Raw genomic sequence first — 17207 nt, 5'->3', positions numbered from 1 at the left:
CGATTTATGGAGATAGTGCTTATACTGATTACGGTTTAGAAGATTTTGCCCTAATGAAAAAATGTGTTTTATTAAAAATTCAAAGAAAGTCAAATGCTAAACGAACAGATACAATAGAGCAAAAAAATGAAAAGTTAAAAATGAGAAAAAGAGTAGAAACAACAATAAGCGACATAAAAAAAATGTTTCCAAGAACTATACATGCAGTAACATTAGAAGGTTTTTTGATAAAACTGACATTGTTTGTATTTGGACTCCAGTTAAATAAAGCAATCAACTAGCAACTTGAATTAATTATTATAAACTGTAACATTATTCAATACTGTTCCATATAATTGAATACTATTTTCTCTTTGACCTGCCAATGAACCTTCATTCATTATAAATGTTGCAACTTGACTACTGGTTACAATACCATTATTAAGATTAATAAAATCGATATATCTACTTATAGAAACTGGATCCGTTGTTTTTATACCAATATCAGTTGGAAGCCATCCAGTAGTTATTATCATTGGAGAAGAACTTCCACTTCCTCCTGATGATGAGGAGCCTCCTGAGCTTGGAGTTGTAAATCCAGAACCCCAACCTTCTGTATTACCATAATAACCTCCAGAACCACTATAAGCTGGTGGATTACTTCCTCCGTACATTAACGATCCATTAGTATTATAACTTCCTCCACCAACAGATCCACCAGATCCGCTACCTCCCATTATACATTTCATTTCTTCTTTGCACATTGTCTCTTCAATATCTGCAAAACTCATTTTTTTAATTCTCATAATGGTATATTTTAAAATTAATACTACAAATATATAATTATTTATAAATAAATACTTATAATTTAAAACATTAACATTATTCCATTATTTGAGTTTTTGTAAAAAAATACTTTAGGGGAATTGGTTTTAATGTTTTTCGTTCAATACATGAAGTTTTAAATTCTATTAAATGATAAAACATAACTTCGTACATGTCTTTATATACTAATTTTCCATTATTCCATTCAATATTTCCCGGCAAACCTTCAACTATTATAAAATCAAAAAAAGCTTTAAGCCTGTTTAGCTTTTCTTCTTTTTTGATTATGTAGGTCATACTTTCAATCGGATTATTTATTTCTAATATTGAAATTCCCGATTTTAGCTTTTCAAAAAGAAAATTACATTCATCAAAACAAAAGTGAACAGGGTTACTAAAAATCATTTTGTAATCTTTACTCTTCATAAACAGATGATTGATATAATCATTATTTCGAAACAAACAGAAAGAGCCTGTTAGGTAATCATGCCGACTACTTATAATATCATGATTTTTTAAAATTTCTTCGGTCATGAAATTTCGAATAGATCCATAAACAATGTCAATATCAGCTATTCCCCAAAAATCATATCCATTAATAATTTCCGGAAACAAAAAACCATAAGCAGGTTTAAAATCGCATAATTTATAGGGATAATCAATATTTACAGCGAAACCAAGCTTTTCTGAAGCTGTTGCTTTGATTTCATCAAGAGTTTTGTAAATTATTTTTACATTGTCAGGTTTGTTCTCAATCTTACTACTATTATCAGTAATAATATAAAAATCAACCGTAGGGTTAAAAGAGCAGGAATGTAAAAAATAAGGAAGGTACCAGGGATATTTCCCGTACCAGCAAGTTATACTTGCTACTGAAGTAAATTTTAACATAAAAAAAAATATTATAATTCTTTAAAACATTGACTTGTACACATTTATAAATTCAGGCTTGAATTCTGTGGTATCAATATGTTTATAAAAATTATAATATTTTTTATATCAAATAAAAATAGTAACATTTTTAAATCTTGACTTGTACACATTTATAAATTCAGTCTCGAATTCTGTGGTATCAATTTGTTTTTAAAAATTGTAATATTTTTATATACCAAACATAAATAAAAAAAACGATATAGCAAAAGATTTTTCTTACTATTTTTTAAGGTTTTGGATATTGCTTTTTAATATTCCGAATTAATTCTTCCAAACCGTTTAGTTTTAGCTCGTATACAAGCGCTAATTGCTGCCCTAATTCTCCTTTTGGAAAACCTTTATTCTGATACCAAACGACATAATATTCGGGTAAATCGATTAAAAACCATCCTTCGTATTTCCCGAAAGGCATTTTGGTGTGCGCTAATTTTATAAGAAGTTTTTTGTCTGGTTCCATTTTTTTAAAGAAGAAAGAAGCAAGAGAAAAGAATATTGACTTATTCTCTTTTCTTGCTTCTAATTGATGCAAAGCTATTATTTTTTTGCCACAGATTTTAAAAAAGTTTACAGTCGCAGTCACAGTTTTCAGTTTACAACTGACTGTTTACTGCCACTGAAAACTGTGACTTAGTAGTGCCATCTCACAAACGCTTCCATTGCTGCGTAAGTTGCCAAACCTAATTGTTGGTACAAAGCTGCTGTTTCTGCATTTCTGTCTTCAGCTCTTTGCCAAAATTCTCTGGCGTCAGTTCCTTGAAAAACAACTCCATCTTTTTGAGATTGGTGTTTGAAAATTCCGTGACGTTTTGCCAAAACCTGATCCGGGCTCATTGGTACAGCCATTTCGACCTCGTCAATTCCCCATTCCTGCCAAGCTCCACGGTATAACCATAACCAACAATCGTCCATAAATGATTTTGGCTTCAGGGCTTTTACAGCTTCGAAAATAGCATCCAGACATACTTTATGAGTTCCGTGTGGATCTGCTAAATCTCCTGCAGCATAGATTTGATGCGGTTTAATTTTTTCGATTAAATCCATCGTCAATTGAATATCTTCTTTTCCGATTGGCTTTTTCTCGATAGTTCCAGTTTCATAGAAAGGCAATTCCATAAAATGAATCTGATCATCGGTTAAACCAACAAAATGGCTTGTGGATCGTGCTTCTCCTTTTCGGATTAATCCTTTGATATAACGAACTTCCGGAATGTCGATTTCGCTGTTCTTTTTGTTTTCCAGAAAAGTTTGTGCTTTTTGGTAAATGTTATCTGCTTCGGCACTTTTAATTCCGAATTTTTCATTGTAATCAATTACGAATCTTGCAAAACGCAACGCTTCATCATCCGCCACAGCAATATTTCCTGAGGTTTGATACGCTACATGAACTTCATGCCCTTGTTCTTGCAAACGCATAAAAGTTCCTCCCATACTAATGATATCATCATCAGGGTGCGGACTAAAAATCAAGACACGCTTTCTTGCCGGTTCTGCTCTTTCAGGACGGTTTGTATCGTCTGCATTTGGTTTCCCGCCTGGCCAGCCTGTGATTGTATTTTGTAATTTATTGAATATCTTAATATTGATGTCGTATGCCGGACCTGAATCAGCCAATAAATCGCTCATTCCGTGTTCGATATAATCAGCATCCGTAAGCATTAAAATTGGTTTTTTAAGCTGAAGCGCCAATCCTAAAACCGCTTTACGGGTTAATTTGTCTGTCCAGATTACTTTTTCTACCAACCAAGGTTTGTTGATTCTCGTTAGTTTTGAAGAAGCCTCTTTATCTAGAATAAAAACAGCATTATTATGCTCTTGCAAAAATGAAGCGGGTACGCGATTCGTAACTTCATCTTCTACAGATCTTTTTACAACATTTGCTTTTCCTTCTCCCCAAGCCAGTAAGATTACTCTTTTAGCTTCCATGATTTTTTTCACTCCAAGCGTTATTGCTGTTCTTGGTGTATTGCTCAATCCGAAGAAATCTTTGCTTGCGGCAACTCTTGTAATGTGATCTAAAGCTACTAAACGAGTTTTAGAGTTTTGTAACGATCCTGACTCATTAAAACCAATATGTCCGTTACCACCAATTCCCAGAATCTGGAGATCGATTCCGCCCAAAGCTTCGATTTTAGCTTCATAATCGTGGCAATAATCGGCGATTTCTTGTTTTGTTAAAAGTCCGTTAGGAACGTGTGCGTTTTCAGGTAAAATATCGACATGATCAAACAGCAATTCTTTCATGAAACGAACGTAGCTGTTGATCGAGTTTGGTTCCATTGGATAATATTCATCCAAGTTAAAACTGATTACATTCTTGAAACTCAAACCTTCTTCTTTATGCAAACGAACTAATTCTGCATATAATCCTTTTGGAGAAGAACCAGTCGCAAGACCTAAAATACAAGGCTTGTTTTCTTTTTGTTTGGATTGAATTAAAGCTGCAATTTCCTGAGCAACCGCTTTTGAAGCATCATTTGAATTTTCAAAAACAACTGTATTGATGTTTTCGAATCGTTTCTCGAACCCCGTTGCTTTGTCGATTTTACTTTTTAACATGATATAGTCTTTTTTTAATTTCTCTCTTTAATTTTACCATTTTCGGTATTTATGACCTTTTATAGCATAAAAAAGAATCATTAAATAAGATGGTAATAACATTAAATAGGCAATTTGGTTTCCGCTTTTTGAAACTGCTGCGGTTCCGTCTGCAATATTTGATGCATTTATATTTTCTGTGATTATTCCGTAAAACAAAGGAAAAATTGCTCCTCCAATGATTCCCATAATCAAAATTGCACTTCCAATTTTAGTATATCCACCTAAATCTTCCAACGCCATTGGCCATATTGCAGGCCAGCAAAGTGCATTTGCCAAACCCAATAATGCTACTAAAAGTATTACAACAGGCAAATTTGGAATTCCAGGCAGCTGAACCATTATTTTAGGCGAAATCAAAACGATTGCCAATACTAAAATCAAACCTAAAACTCCTGACGCTTTTAAAGCCGTTACCTGTGAAAGGTATTTTGGAATTAATGTGATTCCTAATATATAACCCACAACCATTGCTGACATTGTGAAAGAAGTTAACTTTAAATAAAAATTTCCTTCTGTTCCATAAACTCCCAACTCTTTTCCGAAACCTCCAATAGAATCTCCGGCTAAAACTTCGGCAGCCAAATACAGCATTAAAGTAACTACGCCTAAAACCAATTGCGGACGTCTGAATGCGTTTCTGATTTGCTTAAAAATACTTAAATGCGTTACATTTCCGTCTTCATCCAAATCGATTTCCGGAAGTGGCGATAGCTTTACTAAAAGCGCCAAAACCATAATAATCAATCCCATATAAAGATAAGGTCTTTGCAATTGTAATGCAAGAGCATTTAGAGCATTTGTTTTTGAAACTGAATCCAGTAATGCAATTTTGTCTGCGGTAAACTCCTGCATATTAGACAAAACCAAAGCTGTCAATATAAGTGGCGCCACAAATCCGGCTAATTTATTGGCGATTCCTAAAACACTAATTCTGGCGGCAGCGCTTTCTCTTGGACCAATCACAACTACATAAGGATTTGATGCTGTCTGCAAAATTGCCAAACCGGTTCCCATTATAAATAATGCTATTAAGAACAATAAAAAGGTTCTGCTTTCGGCTGCGGGATAAAACGTAAATGCGCCTGCTGCAATGATTAATAATCCTAATGAAATACCATTTTTATACCCTACTTTTTCAATCACCCAAGAGGATGGAATTGCCATAACAAAATAGGCGATATAAAAAGCAAAAGTTACAAAATAAGCCTGAGAAGAGGTCAACTCGCATGCCAATTGAAAAAATGGGATTAAAGGCCCATTTAGCCAGGTCACAAAACCCAGAATAAAAAATAATGCAGTTAAGATTATCATCGGAATAATAGTACTCCTCTTGTCTATATGTAATGCACTTTCAATGTTTGACATAATACTTTTGGTTGATTGTTAATAGATTAGTGGTTTTCTGAATCTAAAATAACAGCAACACTCTTGTAGTTATTTGCAATATTTACGCAAATATATGCGTTTTTTTTGCAGTGAAAGACAAAAGTAGTCTAATAAGTTGTACTTATTGGTAAATTAGATATCAAATTTTTGTTAATTTTTTTTAGGCGCCCCAGTCTAAAACGGGGTAATATTTTTTTAAATATTCTTTTACATCTGCAATATCTTCTTTTGCTGTCAAGTCCGGAACGTGTTCTGAAAACGGAATTCCTATCGTTGTATTTGGGTTTTCGTTTACCGAATTTAAAAGTACTGTTGGCAATTCTTTTTCGTCTCTTTCAGGATGAACAGGGCAATTTTTAAGATGGGTATATAAAGTACTTCCGTTAAATTTAAAAGCATTCATACTTACTCTAATTTTTCCTTCAACATCTTTATAATCATTTAAAACTTCTGTCGAAGGTTTTTCTAAAATGTCTAATAACTGATTGTTTTTATCCAATTTGGCAATGGCAAAACGCGAAATTCTTTCAGAAGGAAATTCTAATGCATCACGATCATACGCAATAAAAGCGTTTGGACTAGTGGTTTCTCTAAGCGCCAATAAAGCTTTCGCCGAATATAAATTATCGCTGTTACAAACAGAATATTGCTGAGAATTCAATTCCGGAAATTGTTCTACCGCCTGAAACAAAGCATCGGCAGTGCCAAATGGTTTTACTCTTCCGTCGGGAATATATTGCACAGCAAATGAAATATTAAGTCCATGAAAATCATTATTTACATTTTGACTTCCGTAAAACTCTTTAAACAATTCTCCCTGCTCTCCTATTATAATATAGATATTCTTATATCCCGCTTTTTTGGCATTCAATAAAAGATAATCCAATAAAGGTCTTCCGCTTCCGCCTACTCCAATTAAACCTTTGCTTCGTTCATTTGCCTGAGCGATTTCTTCGGGAGATAAATTATCTAAAACTGCTTCTTTTTTCATACGAGACGAAGCTCCGCCCGCAAGAATAACTAAATTGTTGTGCATACTTATTTTTTAAATTTCAATATTTTCAATAATTCTCACACCCGGATCTACAGACACGCCATAAGCTTCCTGAGCTCCGGCTTTTAAAATAGCTTCAATTACCGAATCTTCATTTTTTGGATCGGCAATTACAACAATACTTCCGCCGCCGCCTGAACCTACAATTTTAGCTCCGTAAGCACCGGCACGCAAAGCTGCATTGATCATATCATCAATTCGCGGAACTGTAATTTTCAATAAATCGCGTAAAACTTCATGATGCTGATTCATCAATTCGCCTATTTTTTTAAGATCTAAAACTGGCTTTTCGAACTCTTTTAAAGCTTCTTTTGTATAATGGAAATTTTTTAGTGCAGCATCAAAATAAGGTATTAATCGGTCTGGTAAACAATTTCTATATTGGTCTAAATCTTCAATTTCAGAAGTATTTAGATCAAAATCAGGGAAATTCTGTTTGACAATATCAATTGCTATCAAAGCATTTCCTTTTACTTCGCCCAGTAATCCAATTGTTTCTTTTGGAACACCAGAGACGCCGGTAATCAAACCTTTTAATTCTGTTCCGATAATTTTGTACGAGAAAGGATCTTTTGTATTGATGTAAACAATATTCCCTACTCCAATACTAAAATGATCCATCATTCCGCCCGGTTCTCCGTGTTCTAAAACTTCAGATTCGTAGCCGATTTTTGAAATAAATTCGGGCGTAATTTCATTATCAACTCCAAAAGCAGTAATCAAAAAACGAATCCAAGCCATTAATAATGCCGATGAACTTGATGTTCCTGAGTTAATAGGGATATCTCCGGTAATGGTGATATTGTATCCCACATTTGGCACACAACCATATCTGCGCAATACCCGCAATGATGAAGCAAAATAGTCCCGTGGTTCTAATTTGTCAAAAGTTGCATCAATATTTATGACACGAACTTCGTCGATATCAATCATATTGAGAACAAACGTATTGGTATTATTTTGTTCGGCAGTTAGTTTTATATTTCGATCAATTGCACAGGCTATAACCGGCAATCCTAAATAATCTTGATGATCTCCAAAGAGACATGTCCGACCTGGGGCTAATGAAGTAATTTTTTTCACTTTATAATTCTATAATAAAACGCTGTAATACAGTAAATTACAACATTAATTGGTTAAGGATTTATTTTAGTTTTCTGGTTTTGATTCTACGAAACTATATATTATATTTTTATAAAACAAGAAAAAAACAAAAAATGTGCTCGAACACACAAAATAAATGTTCTCGAGCACACTAAATAATTCTGACAGAATTTTTAAAATAATTAAATCAAAGTTTCTATATTTGCTCATATGGATAAAAAGTACACAATTAAGGATATAGCAAAAATGGCTGGAGTTTCTAAAGGAACTGTTGACCGCGTTTTGCACAATAGAGGAAAAGTATCTCCAACAGCTTTAGAAAAGATAAACGAAGTTTTGAACGTTATCGATTATGAGCCCAACTTAATTGCCCGAAATCTAAAGAGCACAAAAGTCTATAGAATTTGTGTTTTACTTCCGGATCCTGAAATTGACTCGTACTGGCTTCCTTGTGTAAACGGAATTCAGGAAGCAATAACGGAATTTAAGGCGTATAGTGTGGTGATTGAAACGCACTATTTTAATCCGGAAAGCACCAAATCGTTTTTAAATACAAACGAAAATATTATCAAGCAATCGCCTGATGCCGTTTTGATCGCTCCGTTGTTTCATAAGGAAACTTTGGAAATCGTAAAACAATACGACGAATTGAATATTATGGTGAATACTTTTAATAATCAAATCGAAGGCGAATCCATCAAAAGTTTTGTTGGACAGGATTTGTATAAAAGTGGTCGAGTGGCTGCCAGTTTAATGAACCTGATTTTAACAGATGGTCAAATTGCGATTATACATATTGACGAAAGCCTTAAAAATGCGGTTCACATGCAGGAGAAGGAAAAAGGTTTTAGAAATTATTTTGACGAAAAAAAGATTTCCGGTTTTTCATTGACCACTCTAAAATTAAAACATCCAAATGTTGAAACTAAATTTTTAGCTTTTGTAGAAGAAAATCCAAACTTGAAAGGAATATTCATCACAACTTCGAAAGCCTATCAAATTGCTTCTATCTTATCTTCGATAAAAACGAGAAAGATTGCGATTATTGGTTACGATTTAGTCGAAAAAAATGTAAACTTCCTAAATCAGGGATTGGTTCATTTTTTAATTCACCAAAATCAAAAAAGACAAGCTTATCTTGGAGTGAGTACTTTAGTAGAACATTTTTTATTCCGAAAAGATATTCCGGAAACCATTTTACTTCCTATTGATATTATTAATGTGGAGAATGCTTCATTTTATGTTTCTTAGTGTGATTTGCCACGAAGTCGCTAAGACACAAAGTTTTTTTTAAAGTTTCTTATATCGTAGTGTTGCAAAATAAATTCCATCTGATTTGTCATTCCGATTTCTATTATAAAACCAAATCTTTTTGTCCTTTTCAATGGATCAAAATCCGTTGCTACAAAATACTCCATACCTTCGGAATTTTAGAAAAAGTTCCGGACGAACAAAAATATATTGTAGGGATGGATTTTAATCCATCCTTCGCAATGATAACCACAATCTTTCAATTTCGACGCAAGGAGAAATCACACTAGTAGCTCGACAAAGATTGGCGATCTTGATTACGAAGTTTCTTGTGTAATGGCACGCGGTTTTTGCGGATTGAACGGGTTCTTGCAGATTTTTTTTTCACAATTCTACAAGAAAATTCCAACTACCAAAGACGCACTGCTGTGCGTCTCTACATTAAAACTTTGCGACTTTGCGCGATTAATTTTGTACATACAAAACCATCGAAAACCCGTTCAATCAATTTAATCCGTGGGCAAAAACCTTTGTCCCTCTGAGCCTTTAAACCTCTGCACCTTTTTTACAACAATTTAAATTTCCCGAAAGAAGAAGCGATATGAAAATTAGGTGTTTCGGTATTTGGGTTTACCCACGAAATCCAGGTTGCATCATATTGCAGATTTTCAACCAAAGAAAATTTTGCCCTAAAAACTCCTGCTTTGATTGTATTGTTCTGAATTAAATTGAGAGCTTCTAAGGATTGAATGCTAATTCTGCCTTCAACCGTAAATGAAGTTTCCTCTTTTGATACTTTTACTTCTATCTCATTCTTAGGCCATTTCCAATTAAAATCGAAATCTTTGTTTGGTCGGGCTTCAAAATCCATTATTCTTGCTGCAGTATCCATTTCGATGCAATAATAAGGGTTTAAAGAATCATTTGCACGAAAGAAAAGTTCTACTCTATCAGAATTTCCGATGCTGTCAAAACTATCATCTTTTCGATCCAAATAAATATCAGTATCAAAAACCCTGAAATTAAAAAAGAGATTTTCAAGATCCCAAAGTGCCCTGAATTCTATTTTAGAAAAAGGGTCGTTTTTCCAAGGTGAAGAAAAATCGGTGAGACAATTTGCTTTTTTCCAAAGCACCGAATCTAAAATTTCATTAGATTTTTTCTCGTTTTTATCTATTAAAATTACCTGATATTCTTTCACAATTCTGATTCTTAAATTTTGTTATTTTTTCACTTTCCTATAAACTGAAAATGCGCTAAAATAATGTCCTATTTTTAAACACTTTTCGGAAGAACTAATATACTTCAAAATTCACAAAAAAGCAGCTTCTTTTTTAATTAAATAAAATCCGTATAAATCAATTTTTCTGTTAAATAATTCCATAAGAAAAGCCTGTTTAATTATTACAAATCAGATCTCGTGATTACGAAATTCACAAGATTTTATATAAACAACATTTATAATTCATATAAATAACAATTTAGCATAAAATAACCTCAAATATGGAAGGACTTTTATTTCCAAAATATTTTATACAAATCACACGATTTTATGTCAAAAAAAACGTTTTGCACAATTTTATGTGCTCGAGAACATAAATTTTGTGTGTTCGAGCACATTTTTTATGTTTTTTCTTGTTTTATAAAAATATAATCTATAGTTTCGTCAAGTATTAATCTTAAAACTAAGTTAATTAAGAAAAATTTTAAGCGTTTTTGTCACTCAAAAACGGGAGAAAAGTTGACAAAATCGTTCCCTATTAAAGCGAAAATGCAACGACTGTTTTAAAAAGAAAATAACTCACTTTAAAACCAAATAAAAAGGCAAAAATGAATTTTAAGATTAAAAAAAAATCTAAAACCTACAAACAAGAAAAAACAAATTAATCATTAACCAAAACCAATTTTAAGTATGAAATTATTAACCCAAAAAAAGCCAAGGGATTTTCGGATTACGAATGTCTCCAATAAAGAAATCAAATTAACAATTCTTTCCTTATTAGCTTTAACATTTCAGGCTTCGGCAGCTTCATCAATACATACATCTTCTAAAAATAATGTTACGTTGTTTTTTGAAAAAACGGTAAAAGGTACTGTAACAGATCAAAACGGAATTCCGTTGTCTGGCGCAAATGTTGTAATTAAAGGTTCGTCTAAAGGTGTTCAAACTGACTTTGACGGAAATTTCACAATCACTGTTGCCGATAATGTTACGAAACTTATTGTGACTTATATTGGTATGGAAGATCAAGAAGTTACTGTAGGAACTGCGCCTTTAAAAATTGTTATGAAAGAGGCTGGACAAAAATTAGAGGAAATCGTAATTGGATACGGAAAAGCGAAGAAAAAGGATCTTACCGGTTCTGTAAGTTCTATTGGAAAAGACAATTTGAACTTAGGCGGGACAATTTCGAATGTTGGACAATCTTTACAAGGTCGCGCTTCAGGAGTTCAGGTGCAGCAAAATAGTTATGCGCCGGGAACTAGCCCTACAATCGTAATTAGAGGTGGAAACTCAATCAACAATTCTAATGGACCTTTGTACGTTGTTGACGGTTTTATTACAAGTTCAGGAGGTTCTATTAGTCCGAATGATATCGAAAATATTCAGGTATTAAAAGATGCTGCTTCTACTGCAATTTATGGTTCCAGAGGAGCAAATGGAGTAATCATGATTACGACCAAAAAAGGAAAACTAGGGAAATTACAGGTTGAAGCCGAAATTTCTGATGGTTTTCAAAATATTATTAAAGAGCCTTCATTGTTAACCGGACAACAATTTGTTGATATTCAAAATGCCATTCAGCATGAAAACGGAAGACCTCCGCTTTTTCCTGTAAGTCTTCCTGTGGCAAATACAAACTGGTTTGAGGCAGCAACTCGTCCGGGCGAAGTATTGAACAGATCGCTTACTTTTAGCGGAAGCGACAAAACTTCAAAATTCTTTCTTTCCGGAAATTATATCAAACAAACCGGAGCAATTGAGAACACGGACTATGAAAGATATAGTGTGAGAATGGGCGCTGAGAAAAAATTTAATGATAAATTAAATATCGGTACTAATTTTTACGGTGCTTCTAGTGAAGGTCATAATAGTGATTTTGGAGATAATATTTTGTCACCAATGTTTTCTATTCAAACTGCTTATCCTAATCTGCCTATTTATAATGCTGACGGATCTTACTATAAATACCAAGGAAAAGATAATGCACTGGCGCTTTTATTGGAACCAACAGACCACACAATCAACAGATTGGCAAATGGAAATATGTTTTTGGATTATGAAATCATTAAAGGTTTAACGTATCATTTTGGTGCAGGAGCTGAATGGCAGGAAAACATTCAGGGAAAATACACCCCGAGAACTTTGGTTGCAGGTGCTGCTTTAAAAGGTACAGGATCTGAAGAAAACAGAACGTATTTTAGATGGAGTACAGACCAATACTTGACTTATAAGTTTAATTTACAAGATATCCATGCTTTTACAGTAATGATTGGAACATCAAACCAAAAAGATACTTATGAAAGAGTGAAAGCATCCGGATCTGGTTTTTCAAGTGATTTGTTGACCTACTATAATCTTCAGGGAGCTGAAATTTATTTAAAACCTGAAACGGAGAAAATCGAGACTAAATTGACTTCTTATTTCGGAAGGTTAAACTATGCTTTTAATGATAAATATTTAGCATCATTTACGATAAGAAGAGATGGTTCTTCTCGTTTTGGACCAAATAACAGATTCGGAATTTTCCCTTCCGGAGCTGTTGCCTGGAAAATTTCTAAAGAATCTTTTATGGAAAACTTCACTACTTTATCTGATCTTAAATTGAGAGTTAGTTACGGTATTACAGGAAATGACGGTATTGGAGATTATGCCTACATGAACAGATTACAATCTTGGGGAGGAACACTTAATCCTGGTGAATTGGCTGGTGCTACAGAACCTGCAAATCTTGCAAACCCTAATTTAAAATGGGAACAAACCGCTCAAACCGATATAGGTTTAGACATGGGATTCTTTAATGATAAACTTACCGCAACAGTTGATGTTTATAAAAAAAGAACTAGTGATGCACTTATAAGAGTACCAGTTGGCGGATGGTGGGGATTTAATACCCAAACTGTTAACTCAGGAGTTATTGACAACCAAGGTATTGAATTAGGAATTACGAGTACAAATTTTAGAAACGACAAATTCACTTGGACTACTTCATTAAATGTTGCTTATAATAAACAAAAAGTAGTATCTCTTGCTGACAATGTTAAAATTATTAGCCAGAATACTTCTAATCCAAGCGGAACTGTTTCCGGACAAGAGTTTACAAGATTAGAACCAGGAAAAGAAATGAGCGTATTATACGGCTACAAATATGCCGGTGTAATTAAAACGGGAGAAACTTATGCTGCTCAGCCATTATCAGTTGCCGGAGATCCAAAATATGAAGATATTAACGGAGATGGTAAAATTACTGCCGATGACAGAACGTATTTAGGAAACTCTACGCCACATTATATTGCAGGTCTTAATAATGATTTTAAATATGGAAATTTTGATTTGAATATCTTTTTCCAGGGCGCTTTTGATTATTCCGTTTACAACATGACAGCAATGGTTGGTGAATCCTCTACAAGTACAGATGCACTTAATCGTTGGGTTGCGGGCACTAATGAAAACACTGATATTCCAAGAGACGGATATTACAAAAGCAAATACGGAAGTTATGTGAATTCGAAATTTGTTGAAGAAGCTTCTTATTTACGTTTGAAAAATGTTTCTATCGGATATTCAATTCCGGAAAGTGTTTTAAAACAAGCCAAATTTATAGACAGTATCAGATTGTATGCAATTGGTCAAAACTTATTGACTATTACCAACTATTCTGGTAACGATCCTGAAATAAATGGACACACAGCCAGTTCTACAGCACAAAACCTTGGTGGAGGAATTGATTTTAACTCATTCCCGGCTTCAAGAACATTTATCTTAGGTATAAAAGTAGCAATTCACTAGTCTAAAGCTTTTTTAGTAACATTAAATTTATTAAAATGAAAAAATATACATTATTACTACTTTTACTAACCGCAGGTACACAATTTTCGTGTAACCAGGATCTTGAACCTACGGTATACAGTAGTTTGACTAATACCAATGGGTATCAAACAAAGTCAGATGCAGTAGCGGCCGTTAATTCCGTTTATGGCAGATTAAAAGGACCTTCTGTAGGAGATAATTACTCTTATTGGGCAACACGACATTTCGCCTTAACAGATATTGCAACAGATTTAGGACATTGCCAATTTGGTGGAGATCCGGGACAATTATCATTAGGAACATGGAATTCAGCAAATGGTTTACTTCTTGAAGACTGGAATTCGATGTATAAATTGATTGCAAATGCCAATAATGCGATTTTCAATATTGCAAAAATGTCGGGAATTACTCCAGCCGAAAAAGCGCAGTTTATAGCCGAAGCTAAGTTTTTAAGATGTTCTTCTTATATGGATTTAACAGACGCTTGGGGTCCGGTAATTTTGGTTACGGAAGATAACATAGGTAATCCTAAATATTTAGATCAAATACCACCTTCGTCAGTTGAAGAAATAGATGCTTTTATGATTAAAGAATTAACTGAAGCTGCTGCTGTTTTACCAGTTAATTACAAAAACAATGCAATTTACGAAAGTAATGATGTTGGTCGTGCTACAAAAGGTGCAGCACTTACTTTATTAGCAAAATTATACCTGCGCAGCCATGACTGGCAAAAGGTAGTTACGTATACGCAACAAGTAATGAGTCTTGGCGAATACAGCCTTTATCCGTCGTACTTAGGTTTGTTTAAAGAAAGTAACAAATGGTGCAGCGAAAATATTTTCTCTTCATTGAGTGATGCCAATACTAATGGAACTGAATTACTAAACCACTTTGGACCAACTGATCACCCTGTTGTGGCAAACAGATGGCAATATTATACGGTGAATTGGGATTTCTACAACACTTTTGGTGACGAAGACGAGCGTAAACAATGTTTCTTCCCTGAATTTATGGGTTCAGATCATTTACTACACAAACAAGCTCCAACATTAGGTGCAGAACCGCCAGTAGGAGAATTGTATATGCCGGATGTCTCTACCAGAAAATATGCTGATGATGAAACTACAACGTATTATGATGGTCATAGTGTAAATATTCTTCGTTATGCCGATGTATTATTAAGCAGAGCTGAGGCCTTAAACGAAATTAGCGGTCCAACAATCGAAGCGATCAATCTGATCAATCAGGTTAAAGGAAGATCACATGCCAAACAATTAGTTTTAGGTGATTACAATCAAAATTCATTGAGAGACGCTATTTTGCAAGAAAGAGGATGGGAACTTTTCTACGAAGGAAAACGTCGTGCAGATTTAATCAGAATGAACAAATATGATGTTCTTGTAAACGCATACCACCTTAGAGTTGGAGAAGCAGCACAAGTAAAAATGCCACAAAATAAATATTATACTTATCCACAAAGTCAGGTTGATCTTAACCCTACATTAAGTAACGCCGACAGACAATAAGCAATAATTCAATCAGGAATAGACCGTTAAAATTGTCTGTCTATTCCTGATTTTTTAAACAAAAGAAGTACTTTTCTGTTTCACAAAAGAAACCTTTCAGATGATCAAAAAATTAGTATTAAAATGGAGTTTTATTTTGGCACTTCTTGCAATGGCAAGCTGTTCTCAAAATCAGGGTAATGTTATTTCAAGTATCAACATTGGGACTCATAGCAACAACGAATTGAAGATTCAAATCGATGTTACTACGAAGGACGATGCTCAGGTATATGCAGAATATTGGTCTGATAAAAAAGGAATAAAAAGCAAAATAACGTCTCCAATTTCAAAAAATGGTATTAAGCATTCCTTAGTACTTTGCAACATTACTCCGGAAACCAACTATAGTTTTCAATTAATTACTGTTCAGGGAGAAAACAAAAACACAAGCAAACTATACACTTTCAAATCTAGAAAATTACCGGAATGGCTTCAAAAACAATTCAAAGCAAATTGCCCAAAACCGGAACTTTTACCTAAAAACTTCAAAAGTGGTTTTATGCTTTTAGCAAAAAGAGAAACACCGGGAGTTGCATACATTGTTGATTATAAAGGAAATTTAAGATGGTATCATACCGTTGAAGGAACAGGATTTAAAGTAACTCATTTTACCAAAGATCAAACGATACTTTCTATTTTAGGAAAAAATGATGAACCAACAAGTTACGGAAGTGAGATTCTGGAAATCAATTTACAAGGCGATACTTTAACCCATATTAAAAAAGGACAAGGCGATTTTAAACAAGTGATTCATCACGAAATCATAAAAAATTCGGCGAATCAAATTGTTACTTTATTTGTTGATGCAAGAATAACCGATTTAACTAAAATCGGTGGAAAACAAAAAGATACAATCAATGGTGACGGAATCCTTATTTTGGATAAAAAAGGAAAACAAATCTGGAAATGGAGCGTTTTTGATGACCTGGACCCAATGAAAGATAAAGCATTATTGAAAACCAAAAAAGACTGGATGCACGCCAACAGTCTGAATTATGATACAGACGGAAACTTTCTGATTTCGTTTTATAACAACGGTCAAATTTGGAAAGTAGATTCAAAAACGGGAAAAGTAATCTGGAAATTAGGCAAAGGCGGAAACATGAAAATGTCTGCTGATAGTAATTTCTCCCAAGCACATGCCGCACACATTAATGCCGAAGGAAGTCTGATGTTTTTTGATAATGGTGTTGACAAAAAACAATCATCAGTTTACACATTAAAAGTAGATGAAAAAGGAAAATCAGCAAAACTGGATTTCCACATAAATCTTCCAAAAGACATTTACAATGACCGAATGGGAAGTGCTTATATGGTTGACAAAGATGCTATATTAGTTTGCTGTTCAAAAAGACATATTACGGTTTTAACCAATAGAAAAGGAGTTTTACTTTGGGCTTTAGAATCTGAAATTCCTCCCTATCGCGTACAGTTTATTCCCGAAGAAAACCTGAAACCTTTTCTTCTCAATTAAAAATTT

12 protein-coding genes and 1 pseudogene are annotated in these 17207 nt (G+C 33.8%); 5 read left to right on the top strand and 8 right to left on the bottom strand.

Going from position 1 to position 17207, the window contains the following annotated elements:
* Nucleotides 1-281, top strand: a pseudogene (locus EAH81_RS09950) (IS982 family transposase); the annotation flags it as partial.
* A 9-nt stretch (nucleotides 282-290) separates the two neighbouring features.
* Here EAH81_RS09950 and EAH81_RS09945 read toward each other — a convergent pair.
* The 7 genes from EAH81_RS09945 to EAH81_RS09915 all read right to left on the bottom strand — a co-directional run bounded on the left by EAH81_RS09945 (nucleotide 291) and on the right by EAH81_RS09915 (nucleotide 7858).
* Nucleotides 291-785: a hypothetical protein gene (locus EAH81_RS09945; protein ID WP_140506463.1), complete on the bottom strand. Its 495-nt coding sequence runs from the start codon at nucleotides 783-785 to the stop codon at nucleotides 291-293.
* 76 nt (nucleotides 786-861) lie between these two features.
* Nucleotides 862-1695, bottom strand: a complete 834-nt coding sequence (locus EAH81_RS09940) for a DUF6625 family protein (protein WP_140506461.1) — start codon at nucleotides 1693-1695, stop codon at nucleotides 862-864.
* 268 nt (nucleotides 1696-1963) lie between these two features.
* On the bottom strand, nucleotides 1964-2194 hold the full coding sequence (locus EAH81_RS09935) for a DUF3820 family protein (protein WP_140506459.1): 231 nt from the start codon (nucleotides 2192-2194) through the stop codon (nucleotides 1964-1966).
* Nucleotides 2195-2364: 170 nt separating this feature from the next.
* A complete protein-coding gene (nagB, locus tag EAH81_RS09930; RefSeq protein WP_140506457.1) occupies nucleotides 2365-4293 on the bottom strand; it encodes a glucosamine-6-phosphate deaminase in 1929 nt (642 codons plus the stop codon).
* 33 nt (nucleotides 4294-4326) lie between these two features.
* The gene (locus EAH81_RS09925; protein WP_170214128.1) at nucleotides 4327-5700 is read right to left on the bottom strand and encodes a sugar MFS transporter; all 1374 of its coding nucleotides are present in this window, start codon (nucleotides 5698-5700) and stop codon (nucleotides 4327-4329) included.
* 181 nt (nucleotides 5701-5881) lie between these two features.
* On the bottom strand, nucleotides 5882-6757 hold the full coding sequence (locus tag EAH81_RS09920) for a sugar phosphate nucleotidyltransferase (RefSeq protein WP_140506455.1): 876 nt from the start codon (nucleotides 6755-6757) through the stop codon (nucleotides 5882-5884).
* A gap of 9 nt (nucleotides 6758-6766) precedes the next feature.
* Nucleotides 6767-7858, bottom strand: a complete 1092-nt coding sequence (locus EAH81_RS09915; RefSeq protein WP_140506452.1) for a mevalonate kinase — start codon at nucleotides 7856-7858, stop codon at nucleotides 6767-6769.
* 231 nt (nucleotides 7859-8089) lie between these two features.
* On the opposite strand from EAH81_RS09915, the gene EAH81_RS09910 reads away from it, so the two are divergent.
* Nucleotides 8090-9130: a LacI family DNA-binding transcriptional regulator gene (locus EAH81_RS09910; RefSeq protein WP_140506450.1), complete on the top strand. Its 1041-nt coding sequence runs from the start codon at nucleotides 8090-8092 to the stop codon at nucleotides 9128-9130.
* A gap of 565 nt (nucleotides 9131-9695) precedes the next feature.
* Here the strand turns inward: EAH81_RS09910 and EAH81_RS09905 are convergent.
* Nucleotides 9696-10331 (bottom strand): sugar-binding protein, encoded by a 636-nt coding sequence (locus EAH81_RS09905; protein ID WP_140506447.1) that lies wholly within the window; start codon nucleotides 10329-10331, stop codon nucleotides 9696-9698.
* A 711-nt stretch (nucleotides 10332-11042) separates the two neighbouring features.
* On the opposite strand from EAH81_RS09905, the gene EAH81_RS09900 reads away from it, so the two are divergent.
* The 3 genes from EAH81_RS09900 (at nucleotide 11043) to EAH81_RS09890 (ending at nucleotide 17201) form a co-directional block, all read left to right on the top strand.
* Complete coding sequence (locus EAH81_RS09900) at nucleotides 11043-14141, top strand: SusC/RagA family TonB-linked outer membrane protein (protein ID WP_140506445.1); 3099 nt, start codon at nucleotides 11043-11045, stop codon at nucleotides 14139-14141.
* 35 nt (nucleotides 14142-14176) lie between these two features.
* Nucleotides 14177-15688 (top strand): RagB/SusD family nutrient uptake outer membrane protein, encoded by a 1512-nt coding sequence (locus tag EAH81_RS09895; protein WP_140506442.1) that lies wholly within the window; start codon nucleotides 14177-14179, stop codon nucleotides 15686-15688.
* A 100-nt stretch (nucleotides 15689-15788) separates the two neighbouring features.
* Complete coding sequence (locus EAH81_RS09890; protein ID WP_140506440.1) at nucleotides 15789-17201, top strand: aryl-sulfate sulfotransferase; 1413 nt, start codon at nucleotides 15789-15791, stop codon at nucleotides 17199-17201.
* The last annotated feature ends 6 nt before the right edge of the window (nucleotides 17202-17207 follow it).

Origin of the sequence: Flavobacterium pectinovorum (assembly GCF_006438875.1) — a bacterium.
In the GTDB taxonomy this organism is placed as follows: Bacteria; Bacteroidota; Bacteroidia; order Flavobacteriales; family Flavobacteriaceae; genus Flavobacterium; species Flavobacterium pectinovorum_A.
The sequence above is the reverse complement of the archived record's forward strand: the minus strand, read 5'-3'. Positions and strand labels throughout refer to the sequence as shown.